The organism is Paenibacillus sp. A3M_27_13 (genome assembly GCF_024213315.1).
Taxonomy (GTDB): domain Bacteria; phylum Bacillota; class Bacilli; order Paenibacillales; family Paenibacillaceae; genus Paenibacillus; species Paenibacillus polymyxa_B.
Window position 1 is genome coordinate 195221 of record NZ_JANAVE010000007.1, and the last position, 18910, is coordinate 214130.

Genomic DNA, 18910 nt, shown 5'->3' on the forward strand with positions numbered 1-18910 from the left:
TTATTTTTCTATGGTGGAGAAATGACTCATAATTGTATCTGCAGCATGTCTATACCCACCAGCCTGGCGTAATGATTCGCCGATCACATGAGCCTGTTCTTTATAGGTTGGATGACTCAATACCTCTAATAAGGCAGCTCTCAAACTAGCGGGTGTAAGCTCATTTTTATCCACAACAACACCCGCTCCCAGTTCCTGCACCCGACTGGCTACGATCGGCTGATCCGATGTTAAAGGAATCATGACCTGCGGTACATTGTAATATAGGGCTTCACTTGTACTGTTCATCCCCGCATGTGTAACAAAAGCGTCCACATGCTGAAGCATTTCCAATTGCGGAATATAAGGCTTGATTATAAAATTGTCAGGGATACACGGGGCCAATGGCTCCATGTCTGTATAATTGCCTGAAGACAGCACAAACTGCACAGGCAAATCGCGAAATGCTGCAAAACAAAGCTTATAAAATTCTAAGTCTTTATTCAATATAGTACCCATTGAAATGTAAACCGCCTGTGGATGCAGAACACGAAGTTGTTCGAACGGGAAAGATGGAGCATCTTTACGCGGTACAATAGAAGGACCTGTAAAAATAAAACTGTGATCCAGTTTTTCGGCTTGCGGTTGAAAATAGCGGCTTGTATAAACTATTCTTAAGCGCCCGCCATGAGGAGCAATCTCTTCTATAGCCGGAGCGTCAACCTGAAGCTCATTAGCTAGTTGATGCGTTATTTGCATCGTAGCCGTGTACAACTTTTTTACCTCCGGATCATTGTCATTCATGCCTTGTCCCGATCCCAACGGCTCTACGAAAGCAAAAGAAGCGATAGAGCACACAGCAGGGATTCCTAGCTTCTGTGCAATAATCGTGCCTCCCCAGCCCATCAAAGAATCATAGATTAAATAATCATAGGTTCTGTTTTCAATAACTCTCAAAACCTCTGGAATAATCGGAAGAATCATACCTTTTACCATCATGTACACAAATTGATAATGATGTTTGTATTCTGCTGGCTTTAAATCAGAGTCTTTAGAAAAAGCATCATCAACAAAAGGGTAGGTGATCATCTGTGCTCCTGTCTGTTGAATTCTCGTACGATATTCTTCCGTACACACATAGTCAACATCCTCCCCACTGTCTACCAACCTTTTCACTAATCCTAGTGTCGGATTAACATGGCCTTCAGCAGGCGTGATCACTACTAACACACGTGCCATACCTTACACCTCCAAATCAATAATAAATTACAATTTGAAATAAATGCACTTTTAACATAGCAAACATTTACCATATAAACAAGTATTTTCAACACCGAAAATTAAGTATGTATCCTCTACTCAAACTATAGAAATAAGCGAGGCTGAACGCTAGAAGCGCTTGCCCCGCTTAACCATTGAACATCAAATTTAAAGACGCCAATCCCAATGGTCTGTCCCGCCCAGAACAGTTTCAACGGTGTACTGGCTTGCTTCATCGGCGGTAAGCTGTTTGGCCCAAGGTACACGCCCGCTACTTTCCGCACCTGGCCCAAAGTTGTCAAACTCTCCAAATCTTGCGGTCTGCTCATTGGATTCCTTACCCCAATTGTTCCAGCCGCCCGGCTTGATATGGTCATCCATATAGGTCTTCAAAAAAGTAACATGAGCATAAGGGCGCCATGGCCGTCCGAGATCCACCTTGCCTGTCAAGCCATTTTCTGTTGTCAGACGACATTGAATAAATACAAAGCCCGGCTTGTTCTCTTCTGTTGAAGCTGCTGTCACATATCCAGCACGCAGGCTGTGTATGATCGAATTATCAAACACGGCAGGTGCATTGCCAAATATAAAATCTACACTGCCACTGATGTAGCTGTCCTTGAAATACTGTCTGCCACGGTTCACAAGCAACGTATCCTGTAGGCCGGTAATTTTGACATTGTGATACTTACCACGATCGCCTTCGGCATATAACGCTACAGCCTGCACCTGCCCAGTTCCTTCTGTATTGGCAACCGTGACATTCTCCAACACAAAATCGGGACTTTGCACACGCATTGTATAGCTGTTGCTTGTTCCTAATTCTTTTCCGTCCACCACGGTTTTGGCCGTATCATCAAAAGAAATGATCGTTTTGTCGCGATCTTCTCCGATAATGCTCAGATTTTTTTTGGAGGAATTCACCTTTATTTTTTCACGATACGTACCGTTTTTGAGATGGATAACTGTCCTTGTGTTGCTGTCGTCAGGGACTGCGTCAATAGCTGCCTGAAGAGATCTAAAGTCAGCAGGGCCATAGGTCGCTACCACCACACTAGTGGGATGAGTTCCTCCTGAGTCTGTCAGGTTGCGGATGGTGACATTGCTGAATTCCGACGTATTGTAATTCCATACATCGTTTTGTTGTTTGGATGCATCGGTAGCCAACCCGAACAATAACGGCTGATTATCTGGCACATCTATAACAGTTTCACCAACCTTCTCCCAGTTCGTCACACCATCTGCGGATACCCAGCCGGTAACCTTTTGTCCTTGTCGTACAAGACGAACCGAATATGGCGTTGTAATAAAAGCCTCCATTGACGCGCGTTTCGTCTTACCATCGGTTTGATCACGACTGATAAGAATACCCTGTTTGCCATATTTAACAAATGCTAAAGACATAAAAGCCATTTTTGATCCAGGCTTCAGCGATTCACGAATCATTACACCCGCTTCGGCATTATCATCCACCGGGGTAATTTGTTCCACACGGGCTGTGATCTCAGTGTCACCTTCCCATTTTTGATAAGCATAATGGAAAATATCTGCCTTACCGTCAACGTCTCCCGCTGACTTCAGTCGTATGCTGCTACCGCTTGCATCTTCTTTTAAGACCTGAGTATGCCCTTTTATATAACCATCGTTGCCCTCAGAGCCAATCTCTTCGCTGAGCCAACTTCCCGATGGCGCAGTCGTATTGACGTGAATGGTAACAGGATTGGAAAATACAGCAGTCCCCTTGCGGTCAGTCACCCGTACAATAATATTGTGGGTACCGTCTGTTACATGATTCCAATCGAGATGATAAGGCGCGGTCTCTACTTTACCAACAAGTTTGCCGTCAATGATAAATTCAACATGAGCAATACCATCTTTGTCCTTGGCTGTTGCTGTTATGGTCGCATCACGGCCTGCTTCCAAAATATCGTTATGCTTTAGTGAACGTCCGTTTGCATCCGACACCTGAACGACGGCCTCTGGATTATCCACCTCATTTCCATTCGACAGCTTCTCAATAAGATCATTTAAATAGACCTCAAGATTCGTATAACCCTTGGCAAAATGAGCATACGCCCCTGTACCGGCAAGCCCCTGACCGTTACGGTCATCTGCATTATTGGGGTCCAGCCCATGGGCACGTTCCCATTCATCCGGCATTCCATCATGGTCACTGTCAGAAATCTCCGTCGTCGTTACGTTAGAATCGTCGTAAATCCACCCTGCTTCACGCGGAGAGTTAATAAACGCACCCGTTCCATTCTTCACATCATTCATAATTCGGGCGTCCACCGCATCTCTTCTTGGCAGCGTGGCTCCTGAGCCGGCAAGCACCTCCGTATATGCGGTTTGTGCATCCGTCGCTTGATATGGACCATACGCATCCGGTGAAATTCCGTTGTCGTATTCCCCTCTGACTTCAATCGGCTCCGCCAAACGGGTGGAAGGATCAATAATTGACCCAATGGATGTTCCAAGCTGCCAGTTGTCTTTTGTAACCGAGTCATTGCCGTACATGTAGTTACCACCAATAAAGATGCGTGTTTTATATTTTTTACTACCCACGTCCACAAAGATTTGACCGCGAACGTCCTGATATGTGTTGGGGCCATACTTATAATAGTTATTTAGCACATTATACGATCCTTCACCGCCGCCGTATGAAGAGAAAAATCCCCAGTTATAAATGACATTATTGGTCATTTCCACAGCGTCGATTTGTTTTTTATCGGTTGGAAAACGCGGATTACGGCTTGCATTGTGAGCCAACAAGTTATGATGATAGGTGGAATTTCGTCCGCCCCATATGCCGCCATAGCCATGGCGACCTTTCTGGTGCGTGGTCATTAGCATACTTTCGGACGCAATGGACCATTGTACCGTTGTATTGACGTTGTCATACAGGCTCAGTACCTCATCCACCGACCAGCTAAAGGAACAGTGATCAATCATTATGTTTTTATGGTATCTGGCCCCTAACGCGTCATCCTCACTGGGGTAACGGTCGGTCAATCGGAAACGCAGGTAACGGAGAATGACGTTATCTGCATCAATTCCTGTTGTGTAATCGCTTACAGTTATACCGTCGCCAGGAGCTGTCTGACCAGCAACCGTCAGGTTGTTTCCCAAGATTTTAAGTGGCTCCTTGAGATGAATCGTTCCACCCACCCGGAATACGACCGTCCGATTATCGGAGCTGACCGCTGCGCGAAGAGATCCGGGTATGATCTGTTCCCCTTTGCCGTAGTCTGCCAGCGTGGTGACCTCATACACTTCACCTCCGCGTCCACCAGTAACATATTTACCGCCACCCTCAGCCCCCGGAAACGCCGGAATATCCGTCGCCACTTTTGCCACCTTTGCGATCTCTGTTCCTACCGCAGTCTCCGCTTGGATTAGTGGTGGGCACAAGGTCAACAACAATGAACCCACAACCACATTACATAGCACCTTTTTCCATGTACGCTGCTTGCTCATATTCTGTTTCCTCCCTAAGATTTTCTTCCACATCAGCGCATATTTTTATAAAAACACGATTCGAGACGTTCAGAAGCGCCTTCACCTCCTTTCATCAATCTTTTCTGCTTTTATCATTGGCAGGTTGTCATATATACTGTTGGTATATGAATGCGCTTACTTATCTTAATTTGTAAAGGAAGAAGCACATGAATGAAATGAAAGAAGATAAATATGTCATTGGCGAACAACAATTTTCCATTCATCACATCTATCGTACCGGTTTCACAGTCATGCCCCGGCCTCATGTCCATGAGAACTATGAGCTGTATCTCTTACTGCGAGGCGAACGCATCTATTTTATGAATGGCAAGGTATACACCGCTCGCAAGGGGGATCTGATATTCATCCTTCCTCATGACTTGCACTCTACCGCCAGTACGCAATTGCAGGAAACAGAGCGCATCTTGATTCATTTTTCTCCGACGTTTCTCCCACAGCAGGATCATGACATTCTTGACCTGCCGCCGTATCAGCAATCCGCGTTGCTTCGCTTACCTGCGAGAGAGCAAGTGGAAGTTGAACGTTTATTCCTACAGATGAATACCGAATGCAGGAATAAGCAGCCTCTGCATGACCGTTGCGTACAGCATCTACTGCTGGAAATGCTGATCCTGGTGCACCGATCGGAAGCGATCGAGCGTAGTGAACCTGTTTCCTCTCATCCCATGCATCAGAAAATCACGGAAATTTCTTCTTTTATTCAGGATCATTACAATGAACCGTTAACTCTCGAACAAGTGGCCGCCTGCTTTTTCATTAGTCCAGCGTACCTAAGCCGTATCTTTCTAAAGTTGACTGGTTTTCATTTCAGCGAATACATCCGCGTAGTGAGGGTCAGGGCGGCCCAAACCAGACTTCGAACCACCAAGGACAAAATCCAGCATATTGCAGAGGATGTCGGGTTCGGTCATGCTTCCCACTTTAATAAAATCTTCAAAAAAATAACTGGGCTCTCCCCTCTTCAGTACCGCAAGCAGGTTCGGTAGATATTCAGTGTAAAGAATTAGACGCCGATTTTATACCTCCGCTCTTGTCTTGTTTTCCCATTTTTATATCCACTTGCTCTTTCATGGAACTAAAGACAAGCCACTTTGGAATAAGTAAAATGCACACAAAAAAACCATACTTCGCTGCAATGCATGCAACGAAGTATGGCTATTACATAGTCATTCTACATCTTTAAAATTATAAATTACTCTTTCTATGACCTTTATCGCAATGCTTTAATATCCTGAATTAGCAATTCAACATTTTCTTTCTTCGTTGCCCAACTGGTACAGAATCGAACAGCACTATGTGCATCATCAACCTTTTCCCAAAAGGAGTAAGTATATTTTTCACTCAATGCCTTTAGTATACGATCTGGTAAAATCGGAAACTGCTGATTGGTTGTAGAACGGTATTGAAAAGAAAACCCTTGCTCAGATAATCCGTTTTGAAGCAGCATGGCCATATCTATAGCGTGTTTGGAAATTTCAACGTATAAACCGTCTTCAAACAAAGTTTCGAATTGAATGCCCAACATTCTTCCCTTAGCCAGCAGCCCTCCTTTTTGCTTGATCATATATCGAAAATCTTTTTTCAATGTACCATTTAGAATGACTACTGCTTCTCCCATCAAGGCTCCAATTTTGGTCCCACCAATATAAAATACATCGCATAGCTTCGCTATATCTGCTAAAGATGCATCGCTATCTTCGGCCACCAAGCCATAGCCTAATCGGGCTCCATCTATAAACAGTGGTAAACCACACTCTTGACAGACTCTACTTAATGCTTCTAGCTCTGATTTGCTATAAATCGTTCCATTTTCAGTAGGTTGGGAAATATAAACCATCCCGGGCTGTACACTATGCTCAGGAGCGGCATCATTCCAGTGAGCGTCATACAGCTCCTTTACCTGCACGGCCCGGATTTTCCCATCATCACTTGGCAAAGTAAGTACTTTATGCCCAGTAGCTTCAATCGCTCCGGTCTCATGTACGGCAATATGTCCAGAAACTGCCGCAACGACGCCTTGATGCGGACGCAGAATAGAAGAAATAACGGTGGTATTGGTCTGTGTACCTCCAACCAAAAAGTGTACATCCGCATTTGGGAAGTCACATGCTTCTTTAATATATGCTCTGGCTTTTTCACAATGATCGTCCACACCATAACCTGGAGTTTGTTCATCATTAGTCTCCAGTAGTCGCTTTAATATGCGCTCATGGGCACCTTCGGTATAGTCGCATTCAAATCGTATCATTCTGTATCCTCTCCAAATTATCCAATTTCTTCTGAATTAACAACATAGAAGCATGTAATTCCTTTATCTCTTCTTCTGAAAGTCCTTGAACTAATTTTAGAATTTGTTCATCAGACCTTTCATTCAGTTGGTTATAGAACTCCTTTCCTTTAGGAGTCAAACGAATCAGATTTGTTCTATTATCCAACGTTGAATTTTCCTTAACAAGAAAGCCCTCTTTGCAAAATTTAGCAATGATCCTACTCATATAGCTGCGATCAATTTTAAGAGATTCGACAAGAGTATTCGCAATACATGGCTCGATCAACCCGATCTCTATAATGACACGGGCCTCGGTAAAGGAATATCCGCTATCCAGCACATGTCTATCTAAAACACCCAGTATATTCGTATAGAACCGATTAAAACGCCTCATATCCGCTATCATATTAGCATTTATATTGATCATAACTCCCCCAATTTAGTGGACTTTTGCAACAATTATAGTAATGATTTTTGTGGACTATGTCAATGAAATAATAATCACAAAAGAAAAATCGTACATTAAGACACTCGTCTAATGTACGATTTCATAATAATAAGGAGATAATGAAGTATATTCTTTTCTATATTTACTTACAAGGTCATTGAGCTATCGCTATTTATAGCCTTTTCCTTCTTATGCTTCCGTTTCAGCTTCAGATGAGCTACGACCATATAAAGAGTCGGAACTACAAACAACGTTAAAATGGTTGAAAAAATCAGTCCGAATATAATGGTCGCTGCCAATGGCTTGAATAGAATTTCTCCCATCGTAGCAATCGGTATCATTCCGACGATCGCAGTTAGCGAGGTGAGCAAGATCGGACGGAAACGGGCAGAGCATGCCATTAAGATGGCTTCTGTTAATTCTGCGCCTTCACGCCGCGCATCTTCAATAAACTCGATCAATACAATACCATTGCGCACGACGATACCGGCAAGTGAAATGATACCCATAATACTCATAAAACCAATTGGCATACCTGTAATAAAGCTACCAAGCACTCCTCCTGCTGCTGCCAGGTACACAGTCGTCATTATAATGATCGGTGTGGAAACCGAGTAAAACTGCATGGTGATCAAGAGCAGAATGAGAAAAACAACGATAACGGCTAATTTGCCTAAATCCTTAAACAAATCGGTCTGCGTAGATGTTTCCCCGTCCATTTCCCAAGTGTACCCCGAATCGAAATGTGTACTTGTAAGCTTGCTACGGATGTCCTGGGTGAGCTCCGTAGCCGTACGCCCTTTTGCATTGGCGGAGATCGTTACCGTCCGTTCCAAATCATAGCGGTGGATTTGCTGAATGGAAAAGTCCGGTTTCATCGTTGCTAACTGGGATAACGGGATCTGCTCTCCTCCCGCATTAGTGACACTTAGCTGTTGGAATAACACCTCAGGATCATGGTTAGGTTTATCCATGTACATATTGATATCCAGCAGTTCCTTACCCGTGTCAAAATCCGTGACCTTCACTCCGTCACCCATTAGCAACAAAGTGCGGGTTAAGTTGGAATAGTTGACCTGATATTTATCCAAGGCCTGCTGGTTGACTTGAAAATTCAAATTATAGCTTTGCATCCCCATATTATCGGTCACATCTACAGCTCCAGAAGTTCCCGCAACAATTTCTTTTATTTTTGTGGTCATCGTTTGCAACTTTCCAAGGTCTTCTCCTTTAATACGGACAGATACTGCACTACCGACTGGGATGCCTAATTGAGGAACACGTATACTTATTAATGCTGCTGGATATTTGGCTTGCAGCGTACTTGTCCAGCTGTCCACTGTTTTTTTGATATCAAAGACTCCCTCTTTACCAACAACAGTAAGTTGTCCGTGTACCGCTCCCACGGAGCCACTACCAGCTACTATATCGCTGTACATTTGAGGTGCTCCACCACCTGCCGTTGCTGCCAAATGTTCGGTTTCTGGCTGCTTTTTAACCCAGTTCTCAATCTCGGTTATAACCTGATTGGTTGCCTGCAACGACGTTCCTTCTGGCATCGTTACGTTGATTGTGGCATCCGGTTGGTCCGATTCAGGAAATAATTGAATGGGCACAATAGCAAGCAGTCCATAAGCTGCCGTACCAATCATAAGACCAATAAGCGCAGTGAAAAGTGGTCGACGCAGTATTCTCGGCATCCAGTTTTTAGCGTATACATTAGAGAGGGACTGAATTTGATTGCCAAGAAGCCCTGGAGGCTTGGTCGGTTTGCTACGTTCTTTACCTTTATGACGGTTATCGTACCATTGACGGAAAATAGGAATGATCGTAAGCGACATAATCATGGAGGCCAGCATCGTTAACGAAATAACGGTAGGGATCGGTTTAATAAAGTCTCCCATATTGCCCGGTAGAAATAAAAGCGGGGCAAATGCTGCAACCGTAGCCAGCGTGGCTGTAATGATCGATAAGGATACTTCTTTCGTTCCTTTAATTGCCGCCTCCGTAGCATCTTCCCCAAATTCAGAGCGTCGGCGTTCAATGTTGTCGTTTACCACAACGGCATCATCAACCAGTATCCCCAGTACGATGATTAATCCGATGACTGAAATTTGATTCAGCGTCGTTCCTGTCATCGGCAAGACAATAAAACCGATGGCAATAGAAACAGGGATAGCCAAGGCCACAAATGCAGAGGTCAGCAAGTTCAAACCTAATGTACAAATCACAATAACCGATGCAATAGCAATCATCATCTCTTTGGAGAGATTACCAAATATTTCACTTACACGGTCATTTTGAGCGAAAAGTAGTTCAAAATGTACATCCTTAGGTAAACTACTCGCAAGTTCGTTGATTTTGGCTGTTGCCGCTTTGGATACCGTTGGTACGTCTGTGCCTTTATCTCCACTCAAACTGATTGAAATAGCAGGCTTGGTATTCACATACGTATAACTCCCCGTTTTTTTTAAAACAAGCGAGGCTGAACCTATATCCTTCAAGGATATAGGGAACCCTTCTTCGTTGCTTGAAATCTGAACATTATTTAAAACATTGGGATCAGTTGAAGCATCTACTGTCAACTGATACGTACGCTGATTGAAATCCAGACTTCCTGTAGGCACTCTATCGTTTTCATTTTTAATGGCTTGAACGACCTGTTCCCAGGAGATGTCATATTGCTGCATTTTTTGAGTGTTCAGGCTTATCCGTACTTCTTGTTCTGGAATTCCTTGAATATTAACTTTTGAAATTCCTGAGACCGTTTTTAATTGATCTTTCCATTTATTCATCAATTCATTTAACGCATATAAATTTTCAACTTTATCAGAAGTGATTGCGTATGACCCGATGAAGGAGCCTGCCATACTATCATTGATAATGGGCTGCATCGCATCGTCCGGAAGTTCAGACTGCGCATCCTGTACCTTTGTACGAAGATCGGCCCACACTTTTGTCGGATTTGCCTCATCCAAAGCTTCTATACTTATACTAGATTGGCCCTTAGATGAAGTGGAAGAAATAGTTTTGACACCCTCCACTTCTTTAATTTTCTGTTCCAATATCTTCGTAATGGTTTGTTCGATTCTTTCAGGTGAGGCCCCTGGATACACAGTTGTGACACTGGCTGACATAGGAATAACGTCGGGCATCTCCTGTTTAGGTAACGATGCAAAATTGTAAATCCCTAGCAAAATACACATGCCAAAGAAAATAAGTGTGATTTTCTGCTTTTTAACGATATATTTAATCATTCGGACGACTCCTCCGATTTCCCAAGTACATCATTCCCAATTAAATCACCATTAAATAAGGTTCCTGCTCCTTGCGTAACGATTTGATCGCCTGCCTGTAGCCCAGAGACCACTTCGAGTAGATTATTAGTCACTTTCCCCAGTTTAATCGCGGCTTTTACGGCCTTTCCATTCACAACTTTAAAGACATACGGGTCATTTTCCGTACTAATTACAGCCTCTACGGGTACTAAAAGCGCTTCGTTTTGATTCATGCTTTTAGAAGCACTAATGACTTGACCAGGCTTCCAATTCAGTTCAGGATTGGGAATGCTAACTTCCACATTGATGCTTCCCGTTTTGGAGTTAGTCGATGGATAGATCTGGGTAACAGTCCCTGTTCTAATTTCATCATAGAGAGACATATTTACTTTTTGGTTTTTCTTCCAAGATAAGATTTCACTGTCCGGTACGGGGAGGAGTACTTTTAAAGTCTTGATATTCCCGACAACAAATGCCTCACTCCCGCTGGAGCCCAGTTGACCATCAGATATCTTTTTTTCAATCACAACACCTGTGATCGGGGAGGTTAAAGTAGCTTTTTTCAGTGACAAGGATGACTGTTCATAAGCAGCCAGTGCATCCTCATAGGTAGCCTGCGCCTGGGCTTTGCTGGCTATCCCTTGTTGCCTAGTAGCCCTAGCTGACTCCAGCCCTGCTCTAGCCTGATCTACCCCAGCCGAAGCTTGTGCACGTTGTTCTTGGGATGCCCCTGCAAGCAAAAGAGACAATTTCTCTTGCGCATCACTTAAACTTTCTTGTGCGTTCGTTAATTCCAGCTGTGCATTCTCATTTTCCGTTAAGGATACTGCACCTGCCTGGAATAGACTTTGGGACCGTGCGGCATCCGCTTTCTTCTTGTTGTAATTATTAGTTGCTACAGTAACCGCATTTTGAGACTGTGCAATCTCCTGCTTTTTGGCGCCATTGTTCAATTCCTGCAATTTGGATTGGGCCGCATTGACCTGGGATTGTGAACTATGAATGCCCGCCTGTGCCGATTGAACAGAAGCCTCCGCTTGGCTAACACCAGCCTTTGCCTTTTCCATGGTTGCCTTTGCCCGATCCAGCTGTAACTGATAAGCAGATGTATCTAACTTCGCAAGGACACTCCCTTTTTCTACTGAATCTCCAACCTCGACCATGGTGTTCAATATACGTCCATCCGCTTCAAAGGAAACATTGGCCTCATTACTTGCCTGCAATGTCCCCGCCAAATTAAAATCATTGGCCAAAGGTTTCATTGCAAGTTTCTCCACTTTTACCGGGTGACTGGCTTGTGTTACAGAGTTCTCCGTTGCACTGGAGCAACCAGAAGCTACTATAGCTAATACAACCCCTGCAATCATTATTCTGATTCCTTTTCTCTTCAACTAATGTCATCCTCTCTGATTCTCTCTTCTAAAGGTGCTATCAGCAACCCGTGGGTCAAGTAAACTTTTTCATCCTTTTTTCATGTTATAACAATGAACAAACAAAAAAATCGTACAAAGGGGCAAGCACCTTATGTACGACTGGGCAAATAAATAACATATTTTCAGTTATTATTTCTAAAGCTGTAAAATACCACGTTCCAACGAAACAGCAACAGCTTCGGATCTGGAATCAACACCAAGCTTGTTATAAATATTCGTTAAATGTGCCTTTACGGTACGCTCGGAAATTCCCATATCAAACGCAATTTCCTTACTTTTATAACCATGTGCAACAGACTTTAATATGTGCTTTTCCTTATCAGTCAGAACTAAGTTTCTTTCGTGTGACTCTATCTCAGCTTCTCTCTTATTCGTGGCAGCGAATACCCTTGCTGTTATCTCTGGCTGAAGCAGCGTTTCCCCCCTTAGCGCAGACTCAATAGTGCGAAATAAATTTTCTCGACTGGTATCTTTTAATAAATATCCTTTTGCTCCCAAAGAGAGCCCCTTAATCATTAAATCATCTTCGTTATAGGTCGTCAGGATAATGACTGGTGTTTCATTTTGTTTTTCTCTGAGGGCTTTCATGGTTTCCAAACCACTCATTTGTGGCATATATAAATCCAACAATATGACATGCGGCTGAAGTTCTTCAATCAATTTAAGAGCCGTTACACCTTCTCCGGCTTCACCAATAACCTCATAACTGTCATTGGTCTCCAGCACCAGCTTTAATCCTTCTCTAACTACCCAATGATCGTCGACAATTAAAATCTTGTATTTCATGATAGGTCTCCTTTAGTAAGAGGCGCCTCTATTTTTATAGCTGTACCTTCTTGAAATATACTGCTAATATTGATTTTTCCACCCAGTATCCGTACACGTTCATGTATACCTATTATTCCGTAATGCCCTGTTTGCTTGGCAATAATATCCGTATCAAATCCTTTTCCATCATCGCGAATCTCGATTTCAATCTTGCCTTCGTTATCTAAAATATTAATCCATACGGTATTAGCATGTGAATGCTTCGCTACGTTGGTTAAACACTCGCTTATAATAAACAATCCATGTTCGAACACCAGTCTGGGAACTGAAGCTTTAATTTTGATGTTGCGTATTACACGAATGCTCGTAGCCATCGTAAATCGCTGTATTTCTTCCTCCACTGCTTCTGCAAAATCAACTTCCGAGATGGTTTTCGAACGCAGATTGTCTATAGCTCGCCTTGAATCAGACAATGTTCTTCGCACTTGTGACATCGATTGTTGGACGATCTCCTGAGCTCTTTGCGTACTTCCTTTTGTCAGATGGGCATCAATGGCTTCAAGTTGCATGATTAGCCCAGCAAGCCCTTGAGCCAGCGTATCATGAAGATCACGGGCCATACGTTGTCGTTCGTTAGCAATTGTAAGTTCTTCGACCTTTTGATGTGCAATTTCAAGTTCTTTAAGAACGTTTTGCGTTCGGATTCGTGCTTGGACTTGTTTGAGAAAAAGAACGGCATAAGCTACTATAACAACTGCAATTAGAAAAAATAGCGGGATGAACAACACAAATTGCTTGCCATCATTATGCCAGACCACAGCCACACAAAAAAGTACATAGGAGATCAAAAATACAAGAATAACCTTAAGCGGCTTGTAATAAATGCCTATACTCTGACCCACCAAAACTGGCATTAACCCAACCAGTACAATGGAGAAACTTTCAGGTAGAAGAAATGCACTTGAAAAGATCAATCCCCCTTGCACAACAAAATAAGCCCATGAAAAATATTTTGCAACTCTTTGAGCATGCAAGTACAAGAGGATGTGCAATATGATGATTACAGTGAATAAGACACTTTGCGGCAGATTTAGACCGCTGGACAAATGTTGAAGAATGACAGACTCACTATAAATTATAAAAATCCATATTATAGTTAACACTTTTGAAATATCTTTCTTCTCAAATTCACCTTCACTTTCACTTATTTCTGGATCTAGATTTTGAATCTGTTCATTGAATACATCAATCATAATTCCCTCCTACAATTCTGAATTCGGCTTTTCAACTTATTAGAGACAACGCCGCTATGAGAGCGCCTGGTCCATTTAGTTTGAACAGAAATCATTTATATATTATTTTACAAAAAAACAAAAAGAAAAAAACGTACACATGGGCAATATCATTTGTACGTTTGGGCATTAAATACTATTTGCTTTTTAAGAATCATCTTCATTTCGGTATAAAAGCTTAATGCTGACTCTCCTCTGCACGTTACCTGCAGCTTCATTGTCTTCAGCAATCACCTGCCACTGTCTGCCGATGAGCCCTTGTAAAGTATCAATTTCGATAGGATCAAGATACAGATTTTTCAACGTGATCCCATCTTGCTCATAATCGCGATCTAGGGCTCGATCCAAACGAAAATAAAGCAGCCTTTTCAATCCATTGATGTGTAAAAACTTAAATTCATAACCACTAAGGATCGCTTCTTCCCACTCGTCTCCTATGTCTTCTGCCGTTTGACAACGTTCTTTGAAATCCATTGTTTTTTCTTTAACCTTGTCGAGCAAAGGAGTGAAATCCTGTTTTTTGATACATTCAATGATGACGTCTTTTGGTTCACCACTCGTACATAAGTTCTCGATCAGAAAGGCCACTGGGATGGACAATTTCACTTTACTCATTGGAGTATACTCCTTTACTCAAGTAGGAATTGAACCAAGCCACCACTTGTTCAAAGTTATCCACACGAAGGGACGGTTTACCGCTCTTTAGCAATGAATGATTGGACCCGGGATATCGAATGAGGCGTGTTATTTTACCCAACCGCTTAAGAGCCGTAAACAACTCATCCCCTTGGCTAACAGGACAGCGCAGGTCTTCCTCGCCGTGTAAAATCAGCAACGGAGTTTCAATGCTATTTACATGTGCCAATGGGGATTTGAACCAGAGTAGCTCAGGATCTTCCCACGGGTTAGCCCCAACGATTCCCTCTGTGTAGGAAATACCAATATCGCTCAAGCCATAGAAGGAGAGCCAGTTGGAGATGCAGCGTTGCGTAACGGCAGCTCGAAATCGGTTCGTGTGAGAAATGATCCAGTTGGTCATCAGGCCGCCATAACTGCCGCCAGCCACCCCGAGCCTGGTTTCATCTATACAATCAAACTGGTTCAGCGCAAAGTCCAAGGCGTCCAGCAGATCACGATAATCTCCTCCCCCAAAGTCCCCCCGGCAGGCCTGAGCAAAATCCTGACCATAACCAAAGCTACCGCGCGGATTGGTCATGAGCACGGCATATCCCTGCGCAAGGAGCGTCTGCATTTCATGGCTATACGTGCCGGTATACATCGCATGGGGTCCGCCGTGAATTTGTAAGATCAAAGGAACCTGATCCCCCGGTACCATTCCGGCCGGTTTGAAAATCCATCCTTGTACCTTGAAGCCATCCGAAGCCTCAAACCAAAACGTCTCTGGTGAACTCACTTGCAAGGAAGCCATATGATCGTCGTTATGGTGCGTAAGTCGCTTCTCTTCCCCTGTCTCCAGATTCATTTGATACAGCTCGCCTGGCCGGTCCACATCAAGTGCAGCAAAAACCAAATAGCGGCCGTCATCAGATAGCGTGTACTGATAGATATCTCTATCACTTCCGCCAGTCACCGCTTGAACATCCCCGTCCATTGTGATGCGGTATATATGAACAGCACCCTGCAACGTCCCGAGCACATACATTTCTGGCTTCAATCGTGCAGGAGCATATAACGGAGATGGAGACGGACCAAATGATTTCATATCGCTTAAGGCGAAGTTGCCGATTTGCATGTCTAATTCAGGAACCAATAGTTCCGGGGCTCCCCCCGTAACAGGCACGGTGTATAGTCGATTCTGGCTACCACTTCCATAAATGCGATCACTAGCGATCAGAGTCAATGATTTTCCGTCTGGGGCATACGAAAATTGGCTAATCGCCAAGCTGGAATCCGTAACTTTCACCAGATTACCGCCGTCGCAATCGATCGTATACACATCCGAAAACGAAAGCATGTCTGCATCCTTCATGTCGTCGTCTACACGTTTGGACAAGAAGGAAATCTGCTTGCTGTCCGTGGACCATACAGGGTAAGATGCATTCCAAGGTCCCGACGTTATTGGCGTGATCCGGCCGTTTTCAAGCTCCAATACATATAAATGACTAAATAGACCATTCCACCAGCCCGATCCTTCAGCTTTGGGAGTGGTGCGATCCACGATACGTCCCCGCTCACCGGATTGCTTGCTATATTCCTCAAGCCCCATGGCTTCCCGCTCAGCGTGTATACTCACCATACTTGTGAATACAATATACTTTCCGTCCGGTGACCAGACGAATGCACCCACTCCCCGCTTCACCTCCGTCTGCTGCTGTCCCTCTCCACCTTCAGCCGGAACCGTCCATAGCTGTTTGCTTCCATTCGCCAGACGTAAAAAAGCTAGCTGTAATCCATCGGGTGACCAAGCTGGAGCCGAATCCTTGTGGCCACCGGTCAACGGCTGATCGTCGTTCCCAAGAAGGGATGCGACACGGATGTGTGTTTGGTAGTCATTCTTTGGGCGATCTATGCTTTTATTGACGTAGGCAATCGTTCCATCGGGGCTTATTGTGGGATCACTGATCCACTGATATCCGTACAAATCCTCCGGTACAATTGATCGTTTATTCATGAGTAGCCTCCTTTTTTTGGTTAACGCCTACTTCCAAAAGTTCATCTATTCGTGAGCCACCTGCTCATGCAGGGGAAAATGACAGGCAGCAATATGTCCTGGAGTATGCTCTTCGAGCAATGGACTCTGTAGTCGGCATATCTCTTGTGCATAGGGGCAACGCGTGTGAAAAGTACAGCCCGAAGGCGGATTGGCAGGATTGGGGATTTCCCCCGTCAATGTGATCCGTTCTTTACGCAGCCTCGGATCAGGAACAGGCACTGCCTCAAGCAATGCTTTTGTATACGGATGTTGCGGTCTTGCAAACAACTCGTCACGATCTGCAAGCTCCACGATTTTGCCCAAGTACATCACCGCGATGCGGTCGCTAATATGCTTGACGGAGGGCAACCCGTGGGCAATAAAAATGTAGGTAAGCTGGAACTGCTGCTGAAGCTCCTTTAACAAATTCAAAATCTGAGCCTGAATTGACACATCCAGCGCGGATACAGGTTCATCACAAACAATGAGCTTCGGTTTCATAGCCAGTGCTCTCGCTATGCCAATCCGTTGACGCTGCCCGCCACTGAATTCATGGGGATGCCGATCCGCTAAATGCGCGCCTAACCCTACCGTTTCCAACAGTCGAAAAACTTCAGCTTTAAGCTCCTTGCCTCTAGCAATCCCGTGTACCTGCAGCGGTTCCGCGACGATATCAAAAACCTTCATTCTTGGATTTAAAGAGGAATACGGGTCTTGAAATACAAATTGCAAATCTCGTCTGACTTTGCGGACTTCTTCGTCTGTTAAATCAGACAGGCTTTGCCCTTGAAAACGAATTTCGCCTGCCGTGGGTTCTAATAGTTGTGTAATCATTTGTCCTGTTGTTGATTTGCCACACCCTGATTCCCCTACAATACCTAAGGTTTCTCCTGGCATCACCTTAAAGCTCAAATCATCAACCGCCCGTACATAACCGCTCTTTCTGGAAAACCAGCCCTTGTTCATCGGAAAATATTTCTTGAGCCCATTCACTTCGAGAAGCGGTGTTTTCTGTGTTGTCTCGTTCATACTGACACCTCCTCCATCCGTAAACATCTGACATAGTGTCCTGGATTCTTAGCCTGTATTTCAGGATGAATCCTTGTGCACTGTTCCTGGGCATAAGGACAGCGGGGATGAAATGGACAACCACTTGGCATCTGCATCATATTAGGAACGGTACCGGGAATGGAATCCAGCCATTCTCTCTGTTCCGTAAGCTTAGGGAGTGATCCTAGCAGTCCGATCGTATAGGGATGGCCCGGCTTTTCGAACAATTCAAATACGTCCGCTTCCTCGACTACTTCCCCGGCATACATCACGACTACCCGGTCAGCCATTTCCGCGACGACACCTAAATCGTGGGTAATAAGAATGATGCCTGTATTCTCTTCCTTGCTCAGCTTGTGGATTAAATTCAAAATTTGAGCCTGTATCGTTACATCCAGAGCCGTCGTCGGCTCATCAGCGATGAGCAGTTTTGGCTGGCAGGCCAAGGCCATTGCGATCATCACCCGCTGACGCATTCCTCCCGACAACTGATGTGGGAAATAACCTACCACTTTCGACGCGCCAGGTATACCTACCCTTTCCAGCATCTCTATACTTTTCTGCCGTGCTTCGGATTTGCTCAGCTTCTGATGCTGCCGGATGACCTCACTGATTTGGTTGCCAATCGTAAATACAGGATTCAACGAACTCATTGGCTCCTGAAAAATCATGGATACCTCGTTTCCCCGATATTTGCGCATTTCTCCCTTGGACAATTGGAGCAAGTCTCGTCCTTCAAGCAGAATCTCCCCGCCCACGACTTTACCTGGTGCTGCCACTAAACCCATAATAGACAAGGAGGTTACACTTTTACCGGAACCGGACTCTCCAACAATAGCTACTGTTTCGCCTGGATTCACAGTCAAGCTGACACCGTTGACTGAAGGAACGATGCCATCCTCCGTTTTAAAGTAGGTTTTCAAATGATTCACTTCAAGCAATCTCGTGGTCATCTTTTCCG

General features: G+C 44.2%; 13 protein-coding genes. 1 reads left to right on the top strand and 12 read right to left on the bottom strand.

Going from position 1 to position 18910, the window contains the following annotated elements; all coding sequences use genetic code 11:
• Positions 1-1218 (bottom strand): macrolide family glycosyltransferase, encoded by a 1218-nt coding sequence (locus NLX82_RS21375; protein ID WP_023990410.1) that lies wholly within the window; start codon positions 1216-1218, stop codon positions 1-3.
• A gap of 189 nt (positions 1219-1407) precedes the next feature.
• Complete coding sequence (locus tag NLX82_RS21380; RefSeq protein WP_254349027.1) at positions 1408-4716, bottom strand: pectinesterase family protein; 3309 nt, start codon at positions 4714-4716, stop codon at positions 1408-1410.
• 188 nt (positions 4717-4904) lie between these two features.
• On the opposite strand from NLX82_RS21380, the gene NLX82_RS21385 reads away from it, so the two are divergent.
• On the top strand, positions 4905-5744 hold the full coding sequence (locus NLX82_RS21385; RefSeq protein ID WP_023990412.1) for a helix-turn-helix transcriptional regulator: 840 nt from the start codon (positions 4905-4907) through the stop codon (positions 5742-5744).
• Between the two features lie 224 nt (positions 5745-5968).
• Here NLX82_RS21385 and NLX82_RS21390 read toward each other — a convergent pair whose 3' ends face one another.
• The 10 genes from NLX82_RS21390 to NLX82_RS21435 form a co-directional block, all read right to left on the bottom strand.
• Positions 5969-7006: a threonine aldolase family protein gene (locus NLX82_RS21390; protein ID WP_069080158.1), complete on the bottom strand. Its 1038-nt coding sequence runs from the start codon at positions 7004-7006 to the stop codon at positions 5969-5971.
• The gene (locus NLX82_RS21395; protein ID WP_028541769.1) at positions 6993-7454 is read right to left on the bottom strand and encodes a MarR family winged helix-turn-helix transcriptional regulator; all 462 of its coding nucleotides are present in this window, start codon (positions 7452-7454) and stop codon (positions 6993-6995) included. The genes NLX82_RS21390 and NLX82_RS21395 overlap by 14 nt, the downstream gene beginning before the upstream one ends.
• A gap of 167 nt (positions 7455-7621) precedes the next feature.
• Complete coding sequence (locus NLX82_RS21400; protein WP_023990415.1) at positions 7622-10732, bottom strand: efflux RND transporter permease subunit; 3111 nt, start codon at positions 10730-10732, stop codon at positions 7622-7624.
• Positions 10729-12120: an efflux RND transporter periplasmic adaptor subunit gene (locus NLX82_RS21405; RefSeq protein ID WP_028541768.1), complete on the bottom strand. Its 1392-nt coding sequence runs from the start codon at positions 12118-12120 to the stop codon at positions 10729-10731. The genes NLX82_RS21400 and NLX82_RS21405 overlap by 4 nt, the downstream gene beginning before the upstream one ends.
• Before the next feature lie 201 nt (positions 12121-12321).
• Positions 12322-12972: a response regulator gene (locus NLX82_RS21410; RefSeq protein WP_023990417.1), complete on the bottom strand. Its 651-nt coding sequence runs from the start codon at positions 12970-12972 to the stop codon at positions 12322-12324.
• Positions 12969-14207 carry a sensor histidine kinase gene (locus NLX82_RS21415; protein ID WP_254349028.1) on the bottom strand — a complete coding sequence of 413 codons (1239 nt, stop codon included), beginning with the start codon at positions 14205-14207 and terminating at the stop codon, positions 12969-12971. The genes NLX82_RS21410 and NLX82_RS21415 overlap by 4 nt, the downstream gene beginning before the upstream one ends.
• 186 nt (positions 14208-14393) lie before the next feature.
• Complete coding sequence (locus NLX82_RS21420) at positions 14394-14861, bottom strand: hypothetical protein (protein WP_028541766.1); 468 nt, start codon at positions 14859-14861, stop codon at positions 14394-14396.
• Complete coding sequence (locus NLX82_RS21425; RefSeq protein ID WP_254349029.1) at positions 14854-16878, bottom strand: S9 family peptidase; 2025 nt, start codon at positions 16876-16878, stop codon at positions 14854-14856. Before NLX82_RS21425 ends, NLX82_RS21420 begins: the two co-directional genes overlap by 8 nt.
• 45 nt (positions 16879-16923) lie before the next feature.
• Positions 16924-17928, bottom strand: a complete 1005-nt coding sequence (locus NLX82_RS21430; RefSeq protein ID WP_028541764.1) for an ABC transporter ATP-binding protein — start codon at positions 17926-17928, stop codon at positions 16924-16926.
• Complete coding sequence (locus NLX82_RS21435; RefSeq protein ID WP_075154797.1) at positions 17925-18902, bottom strand: ABC transporter ATP-binding protein; 978 nt, start codon at positions 18900-18902, stop codon at positions 17925-17927. The genes NLX82_RS21430 and NLX82_RS21435 overlap by 4 nt, the downstream gene beginning before the upstream one ends.
• Between the last annotated feature and the right edge of the window lie 8 nt (positions 18903-18910).